This is a genomic window from Homoserinimonas sedimenticola (genome assembly GCF_026094475.1).
In the GTDB taxonomy this organism is placed as follows: Bacteria; Actinomycetota; Actinomycetes; order Actinomycetales; family Microbacteriaceae; genus Homoserinimonas; species Homoserinimonas sedimenticola.
Genome location: NZ_JAPELL010000001.1, coordinates 1 through 22,924, shown reverse-complemented (window position 1 = coordinate 22,924; position 22,924 = coordinate 1). Strand labels below are relative to the sequence as shown.

The window sequence follows — 22,924 nt, the reverse complement described above, 5'->3', positions numbered from 1 at the left end:
TGCGGAAGCTCGTCGGAGGGCGAGAAAACGGGGTACCACGGGCATCCGCGTTTGTACCCCGTCTGGCCGGTAGAACCAGCGTTATCCGCCCCCCTTCTGGGGTGGCTTGTACCCCCAAATCTGGCAGCCGTCGTGGTTCACTGTGTTAAAGGCATCTGCCGAAGGGAAAGCCCGATGTCCCACCCGAGTTCCGCCACCCGCCCCGCTGAGACGCTCACGGAGACGCGGCGACGCATCATTGCCGCAGGCACAACCCTCTTCGACACACGTGGTTTCGCCCACGCGTCGCTCGAAGAGGTGTGCTCCGAGACCGGCATCGACTGCGACACGGTCAAGCGTCACTTTCCGACCATCTACGACCTCTTCCGCGAATGCATGCTCGAGAGCGCGCGGGGCATGCTCGCCGCGACAGAGATCGGGGTCAGCGTGCCGAGCGACTCCCGCCAGGCCCGAGCCCTCCTCGTCTCGACACTCGAGAGCCTTGCCGCGGCGCACGTCGCGCGCCGCACGAGGGCAGGATTCGTGCGCGGCGACTACCGCTATCTGAACGCTGACGACCAGCGGGAACTGCACGAGATCCAGACGACAGTGCACGAGCGCATCGCCGCCCTCCTCCAACGAGTTCGCCCCACCCTAGACAGCAGCGACATCGAGCTTCTCTCGATCGCCGCCGCCAGCACAATCACCACCGCGGGCTCGGCGCCGACCGTGCTCCCCGACCAGAAGCTCCGCACCATCCTCACCGTCTCCGCCATGCGTCTGCTCGAGAGCCATTCGGCATTGACCGCGACGACGGGGGAATTCGCTCCTCGCCACACACCACCGTGGATGGGCGACAACAGCAAAGCCAGCCGTGTTATCGCTGCCACAATCGATCTCGTATACCGCAAGGGGTTCTCTGCCGTCACGCTGAAGGACATCGCCCACGAAACAGGCTTTCCGCTCTGGGCTATCCGGCGAAAGGTCAGCAACACCGCCGACCTCCTCAGCGCAGCCTTCGCGACAGGCTCCGCCGCCATGGGCGACGCCATTGGGAGCGCCGTGAGGGCCGCCGGGCCCCTCCCCCGCGACATCCTGCTCACCCTCAGCCACAAGTTTGTGGAGCACTTCTTCAGCGACCCTAAGCTCCTGACCATCTTCATCCTCGACGCCCACCACCTCCCCGTGCAGTACGCCGAACGCGCGGACGAGTTGCACGAGAAATTCATGAGTCCCTGGCTTCTGAACCTCAAGGCGATTCGCCCCGAACTTGCTGACGCCGAAGCCCGCTTCCTTGTCTACGCGGCCCTCAACATCGTCGAAGACGTCGGATCTCACCTGGACTGGCAGTACGACTACGAGACGATGGCCAAGATCGAGCGCCTCGTCGTCGCGACGCTCATCGGCGGCCGGTAGAGAGCGGAAGATGCAGGATGCACACGACAGGCAGGCCCCAGACCGTGACTGAAACCCCCGAGGAGAGGGAAGCGGAGATGCCCGAGGCCACGCATCAGACAGGTTCAGCCATGACCGAGACGGCCGAAGCGCTGCGTGCCCGCATCCGCACCGTCGCCGCCGGCATCTTCGCCCAGCGGGGCTTCACCGACGCAAGCATCGAAGAGGTCTGCTCCGAGACCGGCATCGACTCCCGCACCTTCGCCGAGCAGTACCCCAACAAATACGACCTCTTCCGCGAAGTCGTCTTCGCAACGAGCCTCGACATGCTGCGCGCAACCGACGGCATCGAAAGCAACGACCCGCGACAGACTCGCGCCGTCATCACCCGCATCATCGACGGCTGCGCCCGCGTCGCCATCGCTACTCGCTCCACCGGCGGCTTCTACCGCTCCGAATATCGATACCTGTCGCGGGACGACGCACAACGGCTCAGCGCGAACCTCGAAGAGTTGCGCCGCCGCGTGCGCGAACCCCTCATGCGGCACCGGCCTCGCCTCAACGAGCACGACGCAAACCTGCTCGCCGCAGCCGCTCTCAGCACAATCGCAAGCATCACGGTGCACGAGACCAACCTGCCGGCGCCCAAACTGCAGACGCTCCTCACCGTCACCGCCATGCGCATCCTCGACAGCGAACCGGCCGCCGAAGAGTTCCAGGTCGGAATGCCCGCAAGCTCCGTCGCGTGGCACAGCGACACGAGCGAAAGGGGCGCCCTGGTCGCCGCCGCCATCAACCTCTGCTTCGTGCGCGGCTACCGCGGTGTCAGCATGGCGGATGTCGCGCAAGAGGCCGGCATCTCGCTCGCTGACGCCGAGCAGCACTTCGACTCGCTCTCCGACCTACTCGCGGACGCTTGCATCGGCGGCTACGAACCTCTCGAATACGACATGCGTCGCGCAATCGACACCAGCGCCACCCCGCGTGACACCCTCATCGGGCTCTGCCAGGCCTACGTGCGCCACTACGCCTCCGATTACAAGCTCATGACCATTTACCTTGCGGATGCCCGCAACTTCGACGACCGCAACCGCACGGCCATGCTCGACCTGCAGGAAGACTCGGTGCGCACGTGGACGCAGGCGCTCCTCGACGCCCGCCCCGAACTCAGCGATGTTGAGGCCCGCTTCCTCGCCTTCGCCGCCCTCAACGTCATCAGCGACCTCTGCCGCCTCCTGCGGTGGAGCACCACCATCACCGACACGAACAAGATTGAAAAATGCGCGAGCATCGTCATGGCCTCCATTCGGTGACCAATCCCGACCGAGGCCGCATCATCGATGCCGCCGCCAGGACCTTCGCTGCTCGCGGGTATATGCGAGCCACACTGCACGAGATCTGCTCCGACGCGGGTGTCGGCATGCAGGAGCTCTCGGCCGAGTTCCCCGACAAGTACGAGCTATTCGCCGAGACTGTCCTGAGCACCACCGCGGCAACCTTGAGTGCGAGTGACCACGCGAGCGGCGAGGTGCGGGACTCCCGCCAGGCCCGCAGCCAGATCGCCGCCGTCATCGAGGCGACAGCCCGCATCATGATCGCCCGTCGGGATTCAAGCGGCTTCTACCGCGCCGAGGTGCGGCACCTCCACCCCGACCATCGTGAAGAGAATCGGGCGCTCCTCACCGAACTGCAGAAGCGCATCGTCCGTCCTCTCGCCGTCATGCGCCCCGAGCTCTCCCGCGACGAGCGTTCCCTCATCGCCGCCGCCGCACACAGCGCCCTGGCAAGCATTACGATCCACCCGACGACCCTCCCCGAGCCCAAGATCCTCACCCTGCTCACGACCGCCGCGATGCGCGTCGTCGACAGTGCGCCCGCCACCTCGGCGGATGTGATCGACGGACCCACCCTGCACTTCCCCTGGAAGACGGAGGACGCCCCACGCTGGCGCATCCACCGCGCCGCCATCGCACTCTTCGCAGAACGCGGCTTCGACGCGGTGACAATGGACGACATCGCCGCGTCGTCCGGCGAACCGCGCGAGGCAATCGAGCGCGAGTTCGGCACAACCTTCGACATCCTCTACGCGGGATGCCTCGAGGGCCACTTAGAGCTCGCCCGCATCAACCGCGACGCCCTCGCGCTCCCCGGTGGGCCGCGCGCCGTGCTCGCGGCCCTCTGCCACAACTATGTGAGGCACTCCTTCGAGGAACCAGACGGAATGACCGTCTTCCTCAACGACGGGCGGCGCCTCCAGGGCGAACAGCTCGACCACATGCTGCGAATGCAGACCGAGACGGTCGGCTACTGGGTGCGCACGCTGCTCGAGGCCCGTCCCGAACTGTCGACCCCCGAAGCGAGCTTCCTCGTCTTCGCCGGGCTCAGCATCGTCAACGACCTGGGTCGCGCCCTCGAGTGGCAGCGGGGCGAACTCACGGAAGCGCGCATCGAACGCCTCGTGCTCGCCGTCATGGCAAGCCTGCGGCACTGAAAGGCTTGACTCAGCGACCAGCGGCCGGCCTAGGGACTAGCAGCCCGAGCTAGCGTCGCTGCGCCGACGGGTCCACCTGGAGCCGCTCGCGCAGTTTCGGCCACGCCTCAGCGAAGAGCGGATGCAGCGGCAGCGCCGTCACCTCGTCGAGGGAGACCCATTGCAGGTCAAGGCTCTCCGGATCCGCGATATGGGGTTCAAAGGGGCGCCGCACCGACACCGCGACCGTCGTGTACGACCAGAAGCCGAGATCAAGCACGCTCTCAAAGAGGGGCACGAGAGCATCGCCCGGCACAGCGGCCTCCTCCGCCGCCTCACGCGTCGCCGCGTCGAACGCCGACTCCCCCTCATGCCGGGCACCACCGGGCAGGCCCCAGGTGCCCCCGAAGTGGCTCCACGATGCACGGTGCTGCAGCAGGATGCCGCGACCCGCGTCATGCGCGAGCAACCCGGCCGCACCGAAGAGTCCCCAGAACCGGGCACCGTCGGCGCCTTCCACCCACCCGTCTCCCGACGATGTGGCACGGAACGGCGGTTTGTGGGTCACCGTTCCACTCTCTCACGGGAGCCCGTGACGACGCTGCGGATGCTACGCCGCATGACCCTCGCTGGGCATGAGCTCGCGTGCGAGCAGTCGAAGCGACTCGATGCGCCCCGGGGAGGAGTTCGCAGCATCCGTCGACCGCGCCGACAGGCCGGGGACGACCATGACCTCGTCGACACCGAACCTCTCGGCGAGCCCACGGATGCGTCGCGCCGCCGCGACGGGTTCGTCGATGACCCAGCGCTCCAGCATGGCGTCGACCATCTGCTGCTGCGGGGCCGTAAGCTGCGCCTCAGCGGCCTCCTCCACCGTCGCGAGCGGACCCAGCGGGGCGCCCGTCCGAAGGCGGGCCATCTGCTGCAGGTTGGGCAGGGCGGCCGCGAACGCCTCCTCCGCCGTCGCGGCAACCGAGACGTTGAGCGTGAGGAAGGTTGTGGGGCGGGCGCCCTCCCCCGAATCGGCGAAGCCGCTGCGGTAGAGGTCGAGGATCCCCTCGGTTCCCTCACCCGAGAAGTGGTGTGCGAAGACGTAGGGCAGCCCCAGACGCGCCGCGAGCCGCGCCGAGTAGTCGCTCGAGCCGAGCAGCCACATGGTGGGCACGCTCGCCGCCTTCGGGGTCGCGCTCAGCGAGTACGCGCGACCGTTCGGCAGTTGCAGGGCGGCGCCCTCCGCATCGAGCAGCGCGAGGATGTCGTTGATGTTGTGTTCGAAGGCGTTGACGTCACTCGTCGTGCCGCTCGAGCGCAGCAGCCCTGTGATGACCGGGTCGCTGCCGGGCGCGCGCCCGATCCCCAGGTCGATGCGCCCGGGGAACGCCGCCTCCAGGATCGCGAACTGCTCCGCCACGACGAGCGGGGAATGGTTCGGCAGCATGACACCGCCCGAACCGATGCGGATGCGCCGCGTGTTCGCCGCGAGGATTCCCGCGAGCACCGCGGGGTTCGTCGAGGCGACGGCCGGCATGTTGTGGTGCTCCGCGACCCAGAAGCGCTCGAAGCCGAGTTCGTCGGCCACGCGGGCCAGCTCGACCGTCGCGGCGACAGCATCCGCCGATGTCTGGTTGCTGCGCACCGGAATCAGATCCAGCACAGAGAGGCGAAGCGGATGCTGCGGGGCGGGGTCGTTCGTCGAGGAGCTCATCACCCCACTCAACGGGGCGGGGCGCCCCGCTATTCCGTCACCCGAGGTGGGCGCGGCGGAACGCGACGGACAACTGCGCGAGCAGCCGGCGCGACACCTCCGCGTTCTGCATCTGGTTGATCGTGCCCGAGAGGTACAGGTCGTCGCTGGGCGCGTAATAGAGCACGGCGCCCGTCGAGCTGGCGTGCCCCAGGAACTCGCGCGGACCCCCGCGGCTGGCCAGCCGTGGCAGGCGCGATCGCATGATGCCGAGACCCGAATGCGTGGGGAAGGCGAGCCGCCACCATTCGTTCGTCATCTCGCGCACGAAGGCGAGGTCGAAGAGTTCGCCCGCCAGCAGTGCGCGGAGGAACACGATGCCGTCCTCCGCCGTCGAGACGATGCCACCCTGTGCCCGCACGGAAGCCATCGTGAGGGGCAGGCGCACGGGCCGCGTGCCGTGCAGCACGGGCGAGATGCCGTCATAGCGGTCGACATCGCCGACCGAGAACGGCCAGGTGCCTGTGAGACCGAGAGGGCCGACGATGCGCTCCACCACTACCGCCTCCCACGGCTCGTCCGTGATCGACTCGATGATGCGGCCGAGGAGTGCGTAGTTGCTGTGGGCGAAGTGGGCGCGGTGCGAGGTGCCGGGCGGGAAGGCGGGTCGCATCGTGCGCACCACGCCGAGGGCCTGCTCGAAGGTCCAGCCGCGGTCCCGCTCCAGTGCGTCCCCGAAGACGGAACCGCCGTCATCCCGCGGCTGCATCAGGTAGTTGGCGAGACCGGAGGTGTGCGAGAGCAGCTGCCGCACCGTGATCTGCTCCGAATAGTCCGTCTCGCGGTAGACGTGGATGCCCGACACCAGGTCGGCATCGAGGAACTCGGTGATGCGGTCATCCAGTGAGAGCCGCCGCTCCTGCCGCAGCTGCATGATGATCGCAGCCGTATAGAGCTTCGTGATGGAGCCGATGAAGTACGGCCGCGCGGTGCTGTCGCTGTCGTAGATCATCGACCAGCCCGAACGCGGGTGGCTGAATGCGAACGACACGGAACCCACGTCGGTGCGCTCCGAGAAGCGGTCGAGCACCGACCGGACTCGGGATTCGTCGACGGCCACGAGCGCGAGTCTAAGCGGGCGCGAGAATGCGCCACCAACCCCCAATGGGGGGATGACGAGTGCTCAGTTCAACGCTTGCGCCTCTCCCGGCCCGCGGCCGAGACGGCCGGCGGCGCGTCCGGCGCGAAGGCCAGAAATGGCCTTCGCCGCGCGCTAACGCTTGCGCCTCTCCCGGACGCGCATGTTCACGTTGATGGGCGTGCCCTCGAAGCCGAAGATCTCGCGCAGGCGCCGCGTGATGAAGCGACGGTACTGCGGGTCGAGGAACCCGGTCGTGAAGAGCACAAAGGTGGGCGGCCGGTTCGCCGCCTGCGTGCCGAAGAGGATGCGCGGCTGCTTGCCACCGCGCACCGGGTGCGGATGCTCGGCCGTGAGTTCCGCGAGCAGCGCGTTGAACTTGCCGGTCGGGATGCGTGTGTCCCACGAGTCGAGCGCCGTCTCCAGCGCGGGCACGAGCTTCTCGAGGTGGCGGCCCGTCTTCGCGGAGATGTTGACGCGAGGCGCCCACGCGACGTGGGCGAGGTCCTGCTCGATCTCCCGCTCCAGGTAGACGCGGCGCTCGTCGTCGAGCAGGTCCCACTTGTTGTAGGCGAGCACGAGTGCGCGCCCCGCCTCAAGCACGAGGTCGATGATCTTGAGGTCCTGCACGCTGATCGGTTCGGTCACGTCGAGGACGACGACGGCAACCTCTGCCTTCTCCAGGGCAGCGCTCGTGCGCAGCGAGGCGTAGAAGTCCGCGCCCTGCGAGAGGTTTACGCGGCGCCGGATGCCCGCCGTGTCGACGAAGCGCCACACCTTGCCTGCGATCTCGACCTGCTCATCGACGGGGTCGCGGGTGGTGCCGGCGAGGTCGTTGACGACGACGCGCTCCTCCCCCGCCGCCTTGTTGAGCAGGCTCGACTTGCCGACGTTCGGGCGGCCGAGGATCGCGACGCGGCGGGGACCTCCGACCTCCTCCTTGGCGACAGCCGAGACCTCGGGCAGCACCTCGAGGGCGTGGTCGAGCAGGTCAGCGACACCCCTGCCGTGGAGAGCCGAGACGGGCCAGGGCTGGCCGAGCCCCAGGCTCCACAGTTCGGCGGCGTTCGGCTCCTGCCGCATATCGTCGACCTTGTTGGCGACAAGGATGACGGGCCGCTTGGCCTGGCGCAGCATCCGCACGACGTGCTCGTCTGTGGAGGTCGCCCCCACGTTGGCGTCGACGACGAAGAGCACGGCGTCCGCCAGGTCCACCGCGACCTCGGCCTGAGCCGCGACCGAGGCATCGATGCCCCGAGCGTCCGGCTCCCAGCCGCCCGTGTCGACCAGCGTGAAGCGACGCTCGTTCCACTCGGCCTTGTAGGTGACCCGGTCGCGCGTCACGCCCGGCGTGTCCTCCACGACGGCCTCACGCCTACCAAGGATGCGGTTGACGAGCGCGGACTTGCCCACGTTGGGCCGCCCGACGATCGCGAGGACGGGCAGGGCCGGCAGGTAGGTGATCTCGTCGAGGTCCAACTCGGATGCCTCGAGCAGGTCGATGTCCTCATCCTCGAGTTCATACTCGCTCAGGCCCGCGCGCAGCGCATTAGCCCGGATGGCGGCCTCGTCCTCGGGGATCGAGGCAAGCCGCTCGGCGAGCTGCTCGTCGAGCTCCGGGAAGTCGTCGTTGTCTGGCATGTGAAGTCCTTCTTCTGTCACCTCGCGGCCGCATGCACGAGGTCGACCACCGCCTGGATGGTCTGGTCGAAGTCGAGGTGTGTCGAGTCGATCGCGATCACACCCTCGGCGGCATTCATGAAGTCGACCACGCGCGAATCCTGCGCGTCGCGTGACGTGAGGTGCTTCGCCACCTCGTCGGCCGACTGCCCCGTGATCTCGGCGGAGCGCCTCGCCATTCTAACCTCCGGCGATGCTGTGAGGAGAATCCGCACGGGGGCATCGGGGCACACGACCGTCGTGATGTCGCGCCCCTCCGTGATGACGCCCGGCTTGTCGCTCGACGCGATGACGTGGCGGAACAGGTCCACGAGGTAGGCGCGCACGGGCAGGATGCGCGCGATGGCGCTCACGACGACCGAGATGCGCGGCTCCCGGATGGCGGCCTCCACATCGACACCGCCGACCCGCACGAAGTAGTCATCGGGATCGATGCCGATCGCGTAGTCGAAGTCGGCGAGCACATTCACAACCGCTTCCTCATCGGCCGGATCGATGCCGCGCTCGAGCACGAACCAGGCGAGCGCCCGATATGCGGCTCCCGTGTCCTGGTAGTCGAAGCCGAGCCGGCGCGCCGCAGCACGGCTCACGCTCGACTTGCCGCTGCCCGCGGGGCCGTCGACCGCGACGACGGTGACCGGGCCGCTCACAGGTAGGCCCCCGCGATCTTCCAGCCCCGACTTTCGAGTTCCGCCACGAGTTTCTCCTCCACCTCCGGCAGCACCGCGATCTCCGCGAGGCCGATCTGAGCCCCCGGCGAATGCTCGAGCCGCAGGTCCTCCATGTTGATTCCCGTCTGCCCGATCTCGCTGAGAAGGCGCGCGAGCTCACCCGGGCGGTCCTCGACCTTAACGACGATCTGGGCGTAGCGGCGGTCCTGCCCGTGCTTGCCGGGGATGCGGGCAACGCCCGCGTTGCCGCCAGCGAGGATCTGGGCGAGCGACCGCCGCGCGCCCGCCGCCGCCTGGTCGTCGAGCGCGTGGATGAGCACGTCGAGGTCGGTGCGCAGGTCGCGCAGCACCTCGATGATGTATCTCGAGTTCGCCCCCATGATCTGCACCCACAGCTCGGGGGCGCTCGCGGCGATGCGCGTCGTGTCGCGCAGACCCTGACCTGCGAGAGAGAGGGACCGCGCCTCCGCGTCAACAAGACGACGAGCGAGCAGGGTCGACACGGCCTGCGGGGCATGCGAGACGAGGGCAACCGCCCGGTCGTGGTCCTCGGCCGACATCGTCTGAGGAATCGCCCCGAGGTCCAGCGCGAGGTTCTCGATGACGGCGATCTGCCCCGCCGGGTTGCCCGCGTGCGGTGTGATGACCCAGGGGCGCCCGATGAAGAGGTCGGCACGGGCGGAGATTGCTCCGCCGCGCTCGCGCCCCGCCATGGGGTGCGAGCCGATGTAGCGCGAGAGGTCGGCCCCCACGAGGCTCAACTCGGCGTAGGGTGCACCCTTGACGCTCGCGACATCCGTCACAAGCGCGTCGGGGTAGGCCTGCAACTCCTGCGCGACGACCTCGGCGACGATGTCGGGCGGCACCGCGACGACAATGAGGGCGGGAGCGTCGGTGTCGCTCGCGCGGCGACCGGCGCCGTAGTCGACGGCCAAGCTCACGGTCGTGGGCGAGGCGTCGTGCACGATGACTTCGACGCCCTTCTCACTCAGCCCCAGACCCACGCTCGCGCCGAGCAGGCCCGCGCCGACGACCCGCACGGGTCCCACCGTGCGTGCGGTTCTCTCGTTCACCGTGTGCGTCCGTTCCTGCGTGATGCGTCTTTTGGTGAGCCGTTTTTGGCCGATCCGTTGTTGGGCGATCCGTTTTTGCCTGACGGGCCCTTCCCTTGCGGCCGGCCCGGTGTGCGGCCATCCTGCCGCTGTTCATCGCCACCGGCGGGCGACCCGGCCTGGCGCGCGATCGTCAGCAGCTGACCGAGTTCCACCTTAGTGAGATCGCGCATCTCCCCCGAGCCGAGCGTGCCGAGGTGCAGGGGGCCGAACTGGCGCCGCACGAGGTCGATCACGGGGTGACCGACGGCGTCGAGCATCCGTCTCACGATGCGGTTGCGACCCGAATGCAGAGTGATCTCCACCATCGACTCGTCGGCACCGCCCGCACTCGCCAGCAGGCGCGCCCGGTCGGCCGCGATCGGCCCGTCCTCGAGTTCGATGCCGCGTGTGAGTCGCGCGATCGTCTGCGCCGTCACGCGACCGCGCACGCGGGCAATGTAGGTCTTCATGACCCCGAACGACGGATGCGCCAGCACGTGCGCAAGCTCCCCGTCGTTGGTGAGGATGAGCAGCCCGGAGGTCTGCGCATCAAGACGGCCCACGTTGAAGAGACGCTCCTCGTAGCGCGAGACGTAGCGGCTCAGGTCGGGGCGGCCCCGCTCGTCCTGCAGCGAACTCACGATTCCGACGGGCTTGTTGAGCATGAGGTAACGCCGGCTCGTGTCGAGCTGGATCGCGACCCCATCGACCGCAACGCGGTCCTCCGGTGTCACGCGGCGACCCAGCTCGGTCACGACCTCGCCGTTCACCTCGACGCGCCCCGCTGCAATGAGGTCCTCTGACACGCGACGGGATGCGACACCCGCCGCCGCCATGAGCTTCTGGAGGCGCACCCCCTCCCCCGCAGGCTCAGCGGAGGTCATCGAAGCCCTCGGAACCGTCGGCGAGCAGCGGAGAGATCGGCGGGAGCTCGTCGAGCGAGTTGATGCCCAGCTGAGTCAGCAGCAGGTCGGTCGTGGCGTAGTGGATCGCGCCCGTCTCCGAATCGGCGAAGGCCTCCGTGATCAGGCCGCGACCGAGCAGCGTGCGCACGACGGAGTCGACGTTGACGGCACGAATCGACGCGATCGCACCACGACTGATCGGCTGCTTGTAGGCGATTACTGCCAGCGTCTCGAGGGCGGCCTGCGAGAGGCGGCTGGGGTTCTGGGTCAGCACGAAGTCCCGCACGATCTCATCGTGCTCCGCCCGCACGTAGATGCGCCAGCCCCCGCCGACCTCACGCAGCTCGAAGCCGCGCCGCACGCCGCCGCCCTCGCCGTCGTAGTCGGCCACGAGCGACCTCACCGCCGCGCGCACCGCCTTCACGGGCGCGCCGAGGGCCGTCGCGAGCGCGACGATCCCCTGCGGCTCGTCCACGACCATCAGGATCGCCTCGAGTCGGGCCCGCAGATCCTCGGCAGAGAGAGGGGCGGATGCCGCGGCATCCGTCGACTCGCTCGCCTCCGCCTGCACGGCCTCCGCCTGCACGGGCGCTGCCTGCACGGTCTGCACCTGCTCGGTCTCGGTCTGTTCAGTTGCCATAGTCAGCCCCCAGGTTGGCGAGGTTCTCGTCGGACCAATGCTCGGCCGTCCACTTCACGGTCAACTCGCCGAGCGGTTCCAGCTGCTCGAAGGAGATCGCGGCGCCGCGGTAGAGCTCAAGCACGGCGAGGAATCGCGCAACGACGATGCCCTTCTGCGCCGCCCCCGCGATCAGCTGGCGGAAGGTCATGGGTTCACCGCGCCGCAGCAGCGCGACGACGTGTGCCGCCTGCTCTCGGATGCTCACGAGCGGCGCATGCAGATGGTCGAGCCCCACGGTCGGCAGCTCGCGCGGGGCGAGGGCGACGGCGGCGAGCGCCGCGAAGTCGTCGGGCGTGAACGTCCACACGAGCTCGGGCGTCTGGCGGCGGTACTTCTCCTCGAGCCGCACCGAGCGCACGGTGCGTGTGGACTCGGCCGTGAGCCGCTCGTCGAACCACGCCGAGGCCTCCTTGAAGGCCCGGTACTGTAGCAGGCGTGCGAAGAGCAGGTCGCGCGCCTCCAGCAGCGCGACATCCTCGGCGTCGACCAGCTCGCCCTGCGGCAGCAGTCCCGCCACCTTGAGGTCGAGCAGTGTCGCGGCGACCACCAGGAACTCGCTCGCCTCGTTCAACTCGTCAGCCGTGTCGAGCCTGCTCAGGTAGGCGATGAACTCGGATGTCACGAGGCTCAGCGACACCTCGGTGATGTCGAGCTCGTGCTTGCCGATCAGCGTCAGCAGCAGGTCGAAGGGGCCGTCGAAGTCGCCCACCGTGACGGTGAATCCCGTGGTGCCCGAGGCGCCATCCGCGTCCCCGGCGGCGCCCGCCACCGTCATGGCGCTAGGCGACCGCGCCACGGAACACGAGCTCGCGCGCCAGCTGCCGGTAGGCCTCGGCGGAGGCATGCTCGGGCGCGAACTGGGTGATGGGAGCGGCGGCGACCGAGGCATCCGGGAACTTGATGGTGCGGCCGATGACCGTCTCGAACACCTTGTCGCCGAAGGTCTCGACGACGCGCTCCAGCACCTCACGCGAGTGCAGGGTGCGCGCGTCATACATGGTCGCGAGGATGCCGTCGAGTTGGATCGCGGGGTTCAGGCGGTCCTTGACCTTCTCGATCGTCTCGATCAGCAGGGCCACGCCGCGCAACGCAAAGTATTCGCACTCCAGCGGGATGAGCACGCCGTGGCTCGCCGTGAGGGCGTTCACCGTGAGGAGACCGAGGGACGGCTGGCAGTCGATGAGAATGACGTCGTATTCGTCCTTGACCTTGCGCAACACCCCCGCGAGGATCTGCTCGCGGGCGACCTCGCTCACGAGGTGCACCTCGGCGGCCGAGAGGTCAATGTTCGCGGGGATGACGTCCAGCCCAGGGGTGCTCGTCTGCTGGATCGCCTCGTGCGGGTCCTTGATCGTACCGAGCAGCAGGTCGTAGACATTGGGTGCGTCGTGGGTCGGAACCCCCAGCCCCGCCGAGAGTGCGCCCTGCGGGTCGAAATCGACCGCCAAAACGCGGCGACCGTAGTCGGCGAGCGCCGCCCCCACGCTGATGGTCGTGGTCGTCTTGCCGACGCCACCCTTCTGGTTGCACAGCGCGATGATTCGCGCGGGCCCGTGACCCTTGAGTGGCGCGGGGGCCTCGAAGGAGCGCTGGGGGCGCCCCGTGGGGCCCACTTTGGCGGTCGCCGTCGTGCCGTCGACCCCGTCGAGTTCGGCCGACGTGTCCCGCTGTGCTGTCATCCCGACATTCCTTAGAGTTCGTGACCGGCGAACGCCCGGTCGAGCGCCCGTGCCAACCTCCCCGATTCTACCGAGGGGCCACGCGGCGCCCGGCTCGCAACGCGAGAGGGCACGCAGGTCACCTCGAGTGGTGGTTGAAGGTTGGCGGGCGTTACCGCGCCCGCGGATGCGCCGTCGTGTACATGTCCCGGAGGGTGTCGGCCGTCACGAGCGTGTAGAGCTGCGTCGTCGCGACCGAGGAATGCCCCAGCAGCTCCTGCACGACGCGTACGTCCGCTCCCCCCTCGAGCAAGTGCGTCGCGAAGGAATGCCGCAGCGTGTGGGGCGACACCTCCGTGTCGATGCCCGCCTGTTCAGCCCGGGAACGGATGATCAGCCAGGCGTTCTGTCGCGACACCCGAGCCCCGCGCACTCCCAGGAACAGGGCGGGCGTCGCGCGGCCGCGCGCCGACATGACGGGTCGCGCCCGCACCAGATAGGCATCGATCGCGGCACGCGCGTAGCTGCCAAGCGGCACGATCCGCTGCTTCCCGCCCTTGCCGAGCAGCCGCACGACCTCACCCCGCTCGTCCCCCGTGCCGATCACGTCGTCGACGTTGAGGCCGACCGCCTCCGAGACCCGCGCCCCCGTCGCATACAGCAGCTCAAGCAGCGCGCGGTCCCGCAGCGAGACGGGGTCGTCCCCGCCCGCCGCCGCGAGCAGAGCCTCCACCTGCGACAGCGGGATCGCCTTCGGCAGACGCAACCCCAACTTGGGCGGCTTCGTCAGGGCCGCGACATCCGCCGTCACATGCCCCTCCTCCGCACAGAAGCGGTGCAGCCCCCGCACCGACGACAGGGAGCGCGCGACTGACGCGGGGCTGCGCTGCTCGCCCTCCGAGAGGTGCTGGGAGAAGGCCGAGACATCAGCGGCCGAGACCGCTTCGAGGTCCACGATCTCGCGCTCCGAAAGGAAGGCTGCGTAGGCGTCGAGATCGCAACGATAGGCCGCCAGAGTATTGGCCGCACGCCCCCGCTCAATCGCCAGATGGCGCAGGTATCGCTCGACGAGTGTCGGGATCGCCGCCGCCACCGCGCTACCGACTGGCGAACGCGAGAGTTGCCGTCACCAGGATGCCATTGCGCACCCGCCCGGCGCGGATCGCCTCGAGCACCGCCTCGACCGGCTCCCAGCGCAACTCCATGTCCGCCTCCTCGCCCTCGCGCTCGAAGTCGTGGTTCACCGGTTCCAACCCCCGCGCCAGGTAGACGCGCAGCAGCTCGTCGCTCCCGCCCGGTGACGTGAAGAACTCGATCAGCGGGCTCCACTCGCGTGCCGCGAGGTCCGCCTCCTCCTCCAGCTCTCGCTTGGCCGCCTCGAGCGGATCCTCGCCCTCCACATCGAGGAGACCCGCCGGCAACTCCCAGTCACGCGTCGCGATCGGGTGGCGATACTGCTTGAGCAGCAGCATCCGCCCGTCCTCGTCGACCGCGAGCACCGCGACCGCGCCCGTGTGGGCCACATACTCGCGCACGATCTCGCCGTCGCCGTAGACGAAGCGGTCACGACGCACGTTCCAGACCGCGCCGTCGAAGGCGACCTCCGACTCCAGCACACGCTGCGGGCTCGGCTCATCGGCGAGCAGGTCGATCTCGGCGTCGGCGCTCATCGCTAGACCGCGGGAGCCTCGGAGACCTCGAACAGTCGACTCGCCCGCTGCCGGTCGAGCGCCGCCGTCACGAGACCCCTGAAGAGCGGATGCGCGTGGCCGGGCCGCGAACGCAGCTCCGGGTGCGCCTGGGTGCCGACATAGAAGGGGTGCACGTCGCGCGGCAGCTCCACATACTCGACGAGGGTGCCGTCGGGCGAGGTTCCGGAGAACCAGAGCCCCGCCTCCGCGATCTGCTCGCGGTAGGTGTTGTTGACCTCGTAGCGGTGACGGTGGCGCTCGGAGGCGCTCGGTGCGCCATAGAGTTCCGCGACGATCGACCCGTCGGCGAGCGCCGCCTCGTAGAGACCGAGACGCATGGTGCCGCCCAGGTCGCCCGCCGCGATGATGTCGACCTGCTCCGCCATGGTCGCGATGACGGGCACGGGCGTGCCCGGGTCGAACTCGGTCGAAGAGGCGCCCTCAAGCCCCGCGACATCCCGCGCATACTCGATCACCATGCACTGGAGCCCGAGGCACAACCCAAGGGTGGGGATGCCGTTCTCGCGGGCGAAGCGCAGCGCACCAAGCTTTCCCTCGATGCCGCGGATACCGAAGCCGCCAGGCACGCAGATCCCATCGAGGTGGGCGAGGCGTCGCGCCGCACCCTCGGCAGTCTCACACTCGTCGGAGGGCACCCACTCGAGCTTCACCCGGGCATCGTTGGCGAAGCCGCCCGCCTTGAGCGCCTCCGTCACTGAGAGGTAGGCGTCGGGCAGGTCGATGTACTTGCCGACGAGCCCGATCGTCACCTCGTGCTTGGGGTTGTGCACGACATCGAGGAGCTCCTGCCACCCCGTCCAGTCAACGTCGCGTGCCTCAAGACCGAGGTGGTCGATGATGTAGGCGTCGAGCCCCTGCTCGTGCAGCGTGCTGGGGATGTCGTAGATGCTGGCCGCGTCGGGGCAGTTCACGACGGCCTCTGGGTCGACATCGCACATGAGGGCGATCTTGCGGTTCATGCTGTCGGCGACGGGGCGGTCGGAGCGCAGCACGATCGCATCGGGCTGGATACCGATCGAGCGCAGCGCGGCGACCGAGTGCTGCGTCGGCTTGGTCTTCTGCTCGCCCGCCGCGTTGAGGTAGGGCACGAGGGAGACGTGCACGAAGAAGCAGTTGCCGCGGCCCAGCTCGTGTCGCACCTGCCGGGCCGACTCGATGAACGGCTGGGATTCGATGTCACCGACGGTTCCACCGATCTCCGTGATGATCACGTCGGGAGCCGGCTCGCCGTTCTCGCCCGGCTGCGCCTGCAGCCGCATCCGGCGCTTGATCTCGTCGGTGATGTGCGGAATGACCTGCACTGTGTCGCCCAGGTATTCGCCGCGACGCTCCCGCGCGATCACACTCGAGTAGATCTGCCCCGTCGTGACGTTCGCGGCTTGGTCGAGGTTGATGTCGAGGAAGCGCTCGTAGTGGCCGATGTCGAGGTCGGTCTCGGCACCGTCATCCGTGACGAAAACTTCTCCGTGCTGGAAGGGGTTCATAGTGCCCGGATCCACGTTCAGATAGGGATCGAGCTTCTGCATGACGACGCGGAGGCCGCGGGCCGTCAAGAGGTTGCCGAGACTGGCCGCCGTGAGGCCCTTGCCGAGCGAGGAGACGACACCGCCCGTGACGAAGATGTGCTTGGTCGTGCCCGCGTCTGTTTTGTCCACCACGGGGTTGCAGCCTATCACCGCGAAGCTCGATATCTTCCGGGCGCCGCGCAAGAAGTTGCCGGCTCTCGACACCCACGGCCCCGACAGCCGACACTACTGGCCAGGATGCTGTGGGCCCAGGATGCTGCGGGCTCAGGATGCTGCGGGCTCAGGATGCTGCGGAGAGCCCGAGCAGTTCCCGCGCGTGTTCGAGGCCACTCGGGGAGTCGGGCAGTCCTGAGAGGAGCCGCGCCATCTCGGCCGTGCGCTCCTCCCCCGACAGCTGCCGCACGCTGCTCGCCGTCACGGAACCATCGCTGTCCTTGACGACCGAGAGGTGGTTGTTCGCGAAGGCGGCCACCTGCGCCAGGTGGGTGACGACGATGACCTGCGAGCGTTCGGCGAGGCGTGCGAGGCGGCGCCCGATCTCGATCGCGGCCGAACCGCCGACGCCCGCGTCGACCTCGTCGAAGACGAAGGTGGGCACGGGGTCGGTGCCCGCGAGCACCACCTCGATCGCGAGCATGACGCGGGAGAGCTCGCCTCCCGAAGCGCCTCGCCCGAGCGGGCGCGGCTCGGTGCCGGGATGCGGCTGCAGCAGGAGGGCGACCTGGTCCTTGCCGCTCTGGCCGAACTCGGCTCGCTCCGTCACCTCGACCGTGACCCGTGCATCCGGCATGGCGAGGGCGGCAAGCTCGGCCGAAACCTCCTCAGCGAGTCGTTCGCCCGCGTCGACGCGCAACTCGTGCACGCGGGCGGCGAGCGCCACGATCTCACTGCGGTCGGCTTCCACCGCCGTCGAGAGGGCGGCGATGCGGTCGCTGTCGCTGTCGAGCTCGAGGAGGCGCGCACTGCCTTCCTCGAGGTGGGCCAGCACGTCCTCAAGGGATGGACCGTGCTTGCGGGTCAGGGCGGCAAGCTCTGCGCGCCTCTCCTGCAGCCGTGCGAGCTCGATCGCACCCTCGGGTTCGAGTGCGCCCAGGTAGCTGGCGAGCTGCGAACCGAGATCCGCGACGACGAACGATGCAGTTGTGATCGCCTCCGCGATGGGCGCGAGTGCGGGATCGTGCTCGGCTACGCGCTCTAGTTGCCGCCGGGCCGCGTCGAGCAGGGTCGCCGCGGCGGGAGTCTCGTCGAGGTCGCCCGAGACGGCCTGGCGCGCCGCCTCCGCCGCGAGCCGCAGGTCCTCAAGGTTGCCGAGCCGCTCGATGCGCTCATCGAGCTGCGCATCCTCCCCAGGCTGCGGCGCGACCGCCTCGATCTCGTCAAGCGCGAGCCGCAGGTCTTCGGCCTCGCGGGCACGACGGTCGCGTTCCGCGACGAGCACGTCGAGCTCCCCCTGGCTCTCCTGCCAGCGCCGGAACACCGCCCGATACTCCGCGAGCGCCTTCGCCAGCTCATCGCCGGCGTAACGGTCGAGAGCTTCTCTCTGTGCCGCGGGAGCCTTGAGACGCAGCTGCTCGGACTGCCCATGCACGACGACGAGCTCCGAGCCGATGTCGGCGAGCACCCCGACGGGTGCCGACCGCCCGCCCACGAGCGCCCGGCTGCGACCCTCCGCCGTGACGGTACGAGCGAGAAGGAGTTCGACATTGGCCTCATCCACAGGGTCCACGTCGCCCCCCGCCTCAGCGACCCGCTGGGCGACCGCGCCCTGTGCGGGCACAAGCCAACGCCCCTCCGCGCTTGCCGAAGGATGCCCCTTCCGCACGACGCCGCTGTCGGCCCGCTCTCCCAGCAGGAGCCCGAGGGCCGTGATAACCATGGTCTTGCCCGCGCCCGTCTCCCCTGTGAGCGCCGTGAAGCCGGCACCGAGCGGAAGGGTCGCCTCGCCGATGACCCCGAGGTTGCGGATCTGAATCTCCTCGATCACGGTGCGCTCCCCTCGTGTCGTATCGCCGTCATGCGCCGCCCTGCACGGGGATCTCGCGCGTCACGTCGTTTCCAGGGCCGCGCCATCCGGCAACGGGCAGCCGGAACTTGCCGACCAACCGGTCGGAGAAGGGCGCCGAGTGCAGGCGCGCCAGCCGCACGGGGACCGTCGAGCGCCGCACGACGACGCGGGCTCCCGGGGGTAGATCCCAGGTGCGGCGACCATCGCACCACAGCACCCCGGTGCCCTGCGTGCGGTCGAGTACCTCGACCGCGAAGACGGAGTCGGGCCCGACGACGAGCGGCCGCGCGAAGAGCGCATGGGCGCTGAGGGGAACAAGCAGCATCGCGTCCAGTTCTGGCCACACGATCGGCCCGCCCGCCGAGAAGGAGTACGCGGTCGAACCGGTTGGCGTGGACATGACGATGCCATCGCAACCGAAGGAGGAGAGCGGCCGCCGGTCGACCTCGACGACGACCTCGAGCATCCGCTCACGACTCGCCTTCTCGACCGTCGCCTCGTTGAGCGCCCAGCTCTCGTAGACGACGGCATCGTCCACCTTGACGCGGACCTCTAGGGTCATCCGCTCCTCGACCAGGTAATCGCGCGAGAGGGCGCGGTGCACGGTCTCCGCAAGCCCCTCGCGCTCGCTCTCAGCGAGGAAGCCCACGTGGCCGAGATTGACGCCGAGGATGGGGGCCGACGAACCTCTCAAGAGTTCGGCCGCCCGAAGGATCGTGCCGTCGCCACCGAGCACGATGCCCAACTCGAGTTCGCGGATCGTGACATCCTCGCCCAGCACGCGCACCTCGCGAAGCCGTGCGTCGTGGGCAATGAGGTCGAGGCGTTCCTCGGGCGTAGCAACAGGCGTCACCCCGTCGGCGATCAGCTCGCGGCACACCTGCGCGGCCGCCGAGAGCGAATCCTCGCGACCGGTGTGGGACACAACGAGGATGCTGCGGCCGCTCGCCCCCGCGGAGGAACCGTCACGTGCAGCCACCCGTCACCTCCTCATCGTTCGCCGGCGAGCTCTGAAACGCGCTCCATCCATTCTGTCGGATTGCCGCCGTCGGCGCGCAGATGCACGACGTACTCGTGATTACCTGAGCCACCGAGGATTGGTGAGGAGACGATGCCCGCCGTGCCCCACCCGAGATCCCAGGCGCTCCAGAGCACCGTCATGACCGCGTCCGAGCGAAGCCCGGGCTCCCGCACGATCCCCTCGCGGATGCCGCCTCGGCCGACCTCGAACTGCGGCTTCACCAGGAGCACGAGATCGGAGCCAGGCGCGACCGTGTGCACGATGGCAGGGATGACCATCGTGAGCGAGATGAAGGAGAGATCACCCACGACAAGGTCGAGCGATTCGAGGTCTACTCCCTCGCCGACAGCAGCAGCGAGCGACGCCGGCGTGAGGTCGCGCGCGTTGAAGCCCTCGATCACCGCCACCCGGGCATCCGCTGCGACTTCGGGGGCAAGCTGGCCGTGACCCACGTCGAGCGCGATCACGCAGCGCGCTCCCCGCTCGCAGAGAACCTGCGTGAATCCGCCCGTCGATGCTCCGAGGTCGAGAGCTACCCTGTCCAGGGCGTCGATGCCGAAGGCGTCGAGCCCTGCGACCAGCTTGTGGGCGGCACGGCTCACATAGTGATCCCCCTGATCGACCTCTATGAGACTGGAGGCGAGGACCCGCTGCGAGGGTTTGGCCGCTTGCCTCCCACCGACGCGCACCAGACCGTCCGCGATAAGGCGAGCGGCGTGCGTCCTCGACCGCGCAAGTCCCCGCTCCGCGAGAACCGCGTCGAGACGACCTTCCCCGCCCGAGCCGCCACTCGAGGGCGCGTCAGCGATCGCCGGCCTCCCCCGCTTCGAGCGCGGCGCGCAGTTCATCGTGCAGGTGGACGAATGCTTCAGCTCGCCGCTCGAGCGGCTGATCCTCGATCACGCGAAGCCGCGACAGGAGGGCATCATCGGCGGCCTCCCCTCGGCCTCTCGCGGCCGAATCGGCAGAGCGGGCCTCCGTGGGAACCTCGTGCTGCGCGTCATCCATGTCTCTAATCACACCACATCTCGCAGCGGCCGCCCCTCGCCGGGCGCCATTCTGTCAGCGGGCGATACGCAGGGCGTCGAGCAGCGACGCAGTGACGTCGATCGCGTAGATCGCCATGCCCGAGTTCCAGACAGCGGCGGATGCTGCGCGCACGAGATCCCCGTAGGCGCCCGCCGCCTCGAGCTCCAGCCTCCGCCCGTCCAGCCGCACGACGGCGTCTCGCACGCGTGTCGTGCCGTCCTGTCGCGCCTCGACCGCGGGGTACGGCAGCACAAGCTCGGTGAGGTTCTCCAGGATCAGGTCCGGACGCATGGTGGCGTCGGCGGCGAGGAGCTGCCTCGCCCCGTCGATGCCAGTCAGCACGAGCGCTGAACGGATGCCCGCCCGATTCGCCCCCAGGATGTCCGTGTCAAGGCGGTCACCGACGAAAAGCGCTTTGCTCGCGCTGAAGCGCTCGAGCGCTGTCGTGAAAATGGGTGTCTCCGGCTTGCCCGCGACGACGGGGAGGCGCCCCACGGCCGTGTGCACGGCGGAGACGAGTGTGCCGTTTCCGGGCGCAACGCCCCGTGCGACGGGGATCGTCCAGTCGCTGTTGGTCGCCACCCAGGGACGTTCGGAGTGCGCGCCCTGCAGCGCGAACGCTGCTTCCGCCAGCTGGTGCCAGCCGACATCGGGGGCGAAGCCCTGCACGACGGCGGCCGTCTCAGAGCTCGCCGCGCCGACAGGTATCAGGCCTGCCCGTTCCACCTCAACGGTGAGCCCCTCCCCTCCGACTACGAGGATCTCGGATCCTGCAGGCACGAGGCCCATGAGAAGGCGAGCCGCCGCCTGCGAAGACGTGACGACATCCTCGGCCGTCGCAGGCAGGCCTAGTCGCTGAAGGTGGTCTGCGACCGTCTCGGCCGTCCGCGAGGCGTTATTTGTGATGTATCCGACGCGAATGCCCGGGTCGCTGAGGCTCTCGACAGCCCCGGCAATCGGGAGGTCGCCCTTGTAGACGACGCCGTCAAGGTCGACGAGGATCGCATCGACGCCTGCGAGTGGGGTCTCACCGGGCTGCAGCGTCTCCCGAGGACTCGTCGCTCGCGGGGCCGGCTCGCTAGTGTTCGCCGTCTCGCTCGCCGCCGGACTGCTCGGACTCGGACTGCTCGGACCCGGACTGCTCGGACCCGGACTGCTCGGACCGGGACTGCTCGGACCCGTCTCGCTCGCCGGCCCCCCGCGTTCCCTGCTGGTCGCCGTCGCCTTCTTCCTCGTAAATCTCAATGACGTCCTCTTCCCTCGAGGGATCTGCTCCGTGAAGCGCCTCAGCGGCAATGTCGGCCCTGCGGTACCAGTCTTCCGCTTCCTTCGATCGGCCGAGGTCCTCGAGCACGGCGGCATATGCCGCGAACAGACCGGGGCTCCAGCTGAAGGCACGGTTCGGGTCGAGCTGCGGGATCTCCAACTCGAGGAGTGCCGCCTCCGTCTGCCCGAGGTCTAGACGAGCGCCCGACATTGCGATCGCAAGCTCGACCTGCACGTCGCTCGGGAGACTTTCTCGCGGCACGGAGCGGCCGAGCTCGAGCGCACGATCAGGCCGTCCGAGCCCCCGCTCGGAGTCGACCATCATGGGCAGCTGGTCGTCGCGCCCCGAGATTCGACGGTAGGTGCGCAGCTCGCGCAGCGCGAGCGCGAAGTCGCCCACGGAGTACGCCGTGATGGCGAGTGTCTCGCGCACGACCGCGATGCGGCCCGCCTTGCGAGCAGCGGATGTCGCGTGCTGGTGGGCCAGCTCCGGATCCTCGTTGATCAGCCGCGCCGCCATGACCAGGTGGGTTGCCACGACGTCGGCGTTTTCCTTGGCGAGCGTCTTCAGTTGTGCGCGAGCGCTACGGTCGAGCTGATCCGGGGTCACACCCGCCGGGATCCTGGGGTCATCGTGCCGGCTGCGCACCGACTTGGTGTCATATGGATCACGGTCGACGTCATCAGCGCGCTCGCGCCGCTGACGGCCCGGCTCGCCCTGCCGTCGCGCGTCGCCCTGGCGACTTTGGCCAGCGCGAGTCGGCCCGTACTCACGTCGGGGCGGCTTGCCACCCCGAGGCTCACCCTTGGCCGGCCCGCGACGGTCACGGCGGGCCCCGTCGCCGCGCTCACCAGGGCGGCGGTTCCGGTCTGATTCGCTCACGATATCTCTCCTGCTCGATGCCCGTTTGGCGACCGTGTTAACGCGAAATGGCCACCCCTGCGTTGGGGTGGCCATTTCATCGAAGAAGTCCGGCGGTGTCCTACTCTCCCACAGGGTCCCCCCTGC

At 68.7% G+C, this 22,924-nt stretch carries 23 protein-coding genes; 4 read left to right on the top strand and 19 right to left on the bottom strand.

From position 1 onward, the window contains the following. Nucleotides 1–174 precede the first annotated feature (174 nt). From OH146_RS00115 to OH146_RS00105, 3 genes are all read left to right on the top strand, one after another. Nucleotides 175–1,395, top strand: coding sequence for a TetR/AcrR family transcriptional regulator (locus OH146_RS00115; RefSeq protein WP_265156160.1), 1,221 nt, complete (start codon nucleotides 175–177; stop codon nucleotides 1,393–1,395). 110 nt (nucleotides 1,396–1,505) lie between these two features. Continuing rightward, a complete protein-coding gene (locus OH146_RS00110; RefSeq protein ID WP_265156158.1) occupies nucleotides 1,506–2,687 on the top strand; it encodes a TetR/AcrR family transcriptional regulator in 1,182 nt (393 codons plus the stop codon). Then, entirely contained in the window at nucleotides 2,684–3,865 is a 1,182-nt protein-coding gene (locus OH146_RS00105) for a TetR/AcrR family transcriptional regulator (RefSeq protein ID WP_265156156.1), read from the top strand. The genes OH146_RS00110 and OH146_RS00105 overlap by 4 nt, the downstream gene beginning before the upstream one ends. 49 nt (nucleotides 3,866–3,914) lie before the next feature. Here OH146_RS00105 and OH146_RS00100 read toward each other — a convergent pair whose 3' ends face one another. The 19 genes from OH146_RS00100 to OH146_RS00010 form a co-directional block, all read right to left on the bottom strand. Then, nucleotides 3,915–4,412 carry an NUDIX domain-containing protein gene (locus tag OH146_RS00100; protein WP_265156154.1) on the bottom strand — a complete coding sequence of 166 codons (498 nt, stop codon included), beginning with the start codon at nucleotides 4,410–4,412 and terminating at the stop codon, nucleotides 3,915–3,917. A 42-nt stretch (nucleotides 4,413–4,454) separates the two neighbouring features. Then, nucleotides 4,455–5,549, bottom strand: a complete 1,095-nt coding sequence (locus OH146_RS00095) for an LLM class flavin-dependent oxidoreductase (RefSeq protein ID WP_265156152.1) — start codon at nucleotides 5,547–5,549, stop codon at nucleotides 4,455–4,457. Nucleotides 5,550–5,586: 37 nt separating this feature from the next. Beyond that, nucleotides 5,587–6,648 carry a serine hydrolase domain-containing protein gene (locus OH146_RS00090; RefSeq protein ID WP_265156150.1) on the bottom strand — a complete coding sequence of 354 codons (1,062 nt, stop codon included), beginning with the start codon at nucleotides 6,646–6,648 and terminating at the stop codon, nucleotides 5,587–5,589. A 153-nt stretch (nucleotides 6,649–6,801) separates the two neighbouring features. Continuing rightward, complete coding sequence (der, locus tag OH146_RS00085) at nucleotides 6,802–8,307, bottom strand: ribosome biogenesis GTPase Der (protein WP_265156149.1); 1,506 nt, start codon at nucleotides 8,305–8,307, stop codon at nucleotides 6,802–6,804. 17 nt (nucleotides 8,308–8,324) lie between these two features. Further along, nucleotides 8,325–8,996: a (d)CMP kinase gene (gene cmk / locus OH146_RS00080; RefSeq protein ID WP_265156147.1), complete on the bottom strand. Its 672-nt coding sequence runs from the start codon at nucleotides 8,994–8,996 to the stop codon at nucleotides 8,325–8,327. Further along, a complete protein-coding gene (locus OH146_RS00075) occupies nucleotides 8,993–10,090 on the bottom strand; it encodes a prephenate dehydrogenase (protein ID WP_265156146.1) in 1,098 nt (365 codons plus the stop codon). The genes cmk and OH146_RS00075 overlap by 4 nt, the downstream gene beginning before the upstream one ends. Further along, a complete protein-coding gene (locus OH146_RS00070) occupies nucleotides 10,087–10,995 on the bottom strand; it encodes a pseudouridine synthase (protein ID WP_265156144.1) in 909 nt (302 codons plus the stop codon). The genes OH146_RS00075 and OH146_RS00070 overlap by 4 nt, the downstream gene beginning before the upstream one ends. Beyond that, nucleotides 10,982–11,587, bottom strand: a complete 606-nt coding sequence (gene scpB / locus OH146_RS00065) for an SMC-Scp complex subunit ScpB (RefSeq protein ID WP_372508481.1) — start codon at nucleotides 11,585–11,587, stop codon at nucleotides 10,982–10,984. The genes OH146_RS00070 and scpB overlap by 14 nt, the downstream gene beginning before the upstream one ends. Before the next feature lie 58 nt (nucleotides 11,588–11,645). After that, nucleotides 11,646–12,473 carry a segregation and condensation protein A gene (locus OH146_RS00060; RefSeq protein ID WP_265156140.1) on the bottom strand — a complete coding sequence of 276 codons (828 nt, stop codon included), beginning with the start codon at nucleotides 12,471–12,473 and terminating at the stop codon, nucleotides 11,646–11,648. Nucleotides 12,474–12,477: 4 nt separating this feature from the next. Next, nucleotides 12,478–13,377, bottom strand: a complete 900-nt coding sequence (locus OH146_RS00055; RefSeq protein ID WP_265156138.1) for a ParA family protein — start codon at nucleotides 13,375–13,377, stop codon at nucleotides 12,478–12,480. Between the two features lie 151 nt (nucleotides 13,378–13,528). Beyond that, complete coding sequence (gene xerD / locus OH146_RS00050; RefSeq protein ID WP_265156136.1) at nucleotides 13,529–14,449, bottom strand: site-specific tyrosine recombinase XerD; 921 nt, start codon at nucleotides 14,447–14,449, stop codon at nucleotides 13,529–13,531. A 4-nt stretch (nucleotides 14,450–14,453) separates the two neighbouring features. Then, a complete protein-coding gene (locus tag OH146_RS00045) occupies nucleotides 14,454–15,026 on the bottom strand; it encodes an NUDIX domain-containing protein (protein WP_265156134.1) in 573 nt (190 codons plus the stop codon). Nucleotides 15,027–15,028: 2 nt separating this feature from the next. Further along, nucleotides 15,029–16,726, bottom strand: a complete 1,698-nt coding sequence (gene pyrG / locus OH146_RS00040; protein ID WP_265156132.1) for a CTP synthase — start codon at nucleotides 16,724–16,726, stop codon at nucleotides 15,029–15,031. A gap of 148 nt (nucleotides 16,727–16,874) precedes the next feature. Next, a complete protein-coding gene (recN, locus tag OH146_RS00035; protein WP_265156130.1) occupies nucleotides 16,875–18,578 on the bottom strand; it encodes a DNA repair protein RecN in 1,704 nt (567 codons plus the stop codon). Nucleotides 18,579–18,606: 28 nt separating this feature from the next. Continuing rightward, entirely contained in the window at nucleotides 18,607–19,578 is a 972-nt protein-coding gene (locus OH146_RS00030; protein WP_265156128.1) for an NAD kinase, read from the bottom strand. Nucleotides 19,579–19,589: 11 nt separating this feature from the next. Beyond that, nucleotides 19,590–20,468, bottom strand: coding sequence for a TlyA family RNA methyltransferase (locus OH146_RS00025; RefSeq protein ID WP_265156126.1), 879 nt, complete (start codon nucleotides 20,466–20,468; stop codon nucleotides 19,590–19,592). After that, nucleotides 20,422–20,628: a hypothetical protein gene (locus OH146_RS00020; RefSeq protein ID WP_265160759.1), complete on the bottom strand. Its 207-nt coding sequence runs from the start codon at nucleotides 20,626–20,628 to the stop codon at nucleotides 20,422–20,424. The genes OH146_RS00025 and OH146_RS00020 overlap by 47 nt, the downstream gene beginning before the upstream one ends. Nucleotides 20,629–20,682: 54 nt before the next feature. After that, complete coding sequence (locus OH146_RS00015; RefSeq protein ID WP_265160550.1) at nucleotides 20,683–21,690, bottom strand: HAD-IIA family hydrolase; 1,008 nt, start codon at nucleotides 21,688–21,690, stop codon at nucleotides 20,683–20,685. A 37-nt stretch (nucleotides 21,691–21,727) separates the two neighbouring features. Beyond that, nucleotides 21,728–22,525, bottom strand: a complete 798-nt coding sequence (locus tag OH146_RS00010; RefSeq protein ID WP_265156124.1) for a tetratricopeptide repeat protein — start codon at nucleotides 22,523–22,525, stop codon at nucleotides 21,728–21,730. A gap of 24 nt (nucleotides 22,526–22,549) precedes the next feature. Between OH146_RS00010 and OH146_RS00005 the strand changes: the two genes are divergently transcribed. Then, the gene (locus tag OH146_RS00005) at nucleotides 22,550–22,789 is read left to right on the top strand and encodes a hypothetical protein (protein WP_265156122.1); all 240 of its coding nucleotides are present in this window, start codon (nucleotides 22,550–22,552) and stop codon (nucleotides 22,787–22,789) included. Nucleotides 22,790–22,924: the final 135 nt, after the last annotated feature.

What these genes read in the sequence shown, in the direction of transcription:
- OH146_RS00025 (WP_265156126.1), bottom strand. Translation starts at nt 20,468, where the DNA reads ATGAACTGCGCGCCGCGCTCGAAGCGGGGGAGGCCGGCGATCGCTGAC.
- OH146_RS00070 (WP_265156144.1), bottom strand. Translation starts at nt 10,995, where the DNA reads ATGACCTCCGCTGAGCCTGCGGGGGAGGGGGTGCGCCTCCAGAAGCTC.
- der (WP_265156149.1), bottom strand. Translation starts at nt 8,307, where the DNA reads ATGCCAGACAACGACGACTTCCCGGAGCTCGACGAGCAGCTCGCCGAG.
- OH146_RS00055 (WP_265156138.1), bottom strand. Translation starts at nt 13,377, where the DNA reads ATGACAGCACAGCGGGACACGTCGGCCGAACTCGACGGGGTCGACGGC.
- OH146_RS00115 (WP_265156160.1), top strand. Translation starts at nt 175, where the DNA reads ATGTCCCACCCGAGTTCCGCCACCCGCCCCGCTGAGACGCTCACGGAG.
- OH146_RS00020 (WP_265160759.1), bottom strand. Translation starts at nt 20,628, where the DNA reads ATGGATGACGCGCAGCACGAGGTTCCCACGGAGGCCCGCTCTGCCGAT.
- OH146_RS00060 (WP_265156140.1), bottom strand. Translation starts at nt 12,473, where the DNA reads ATGACGGTGGCGGGCGCCGCCGGGGACGCGGATGGCGCCTCGGGCACC.
- OH146_RS00045 (WP_265156134.1), bottom strand. Translation starts at nt 15,026, where the DNA reads ATGAGCGCCGACGCCGAGATCGACCTGCTCGCCGATGAGCCGAGCCCG.
- OH146_RS00110 (WP_265156158.1), top strand. Translation starts at nt 1,506, where the DNA reads ATGACCGAGACGGCCGAAGCGCTGCGTGCCCGCATCCGCACCGTCGCC.
- OH146_RS00095 (WP_265156152.1), bottom strand. Translation starts at nt 5,549, where the DNA reads ATGAGCTCCTCGACGAACGACCCCGCCCCGCAGCATCCGCTTCGCCTC.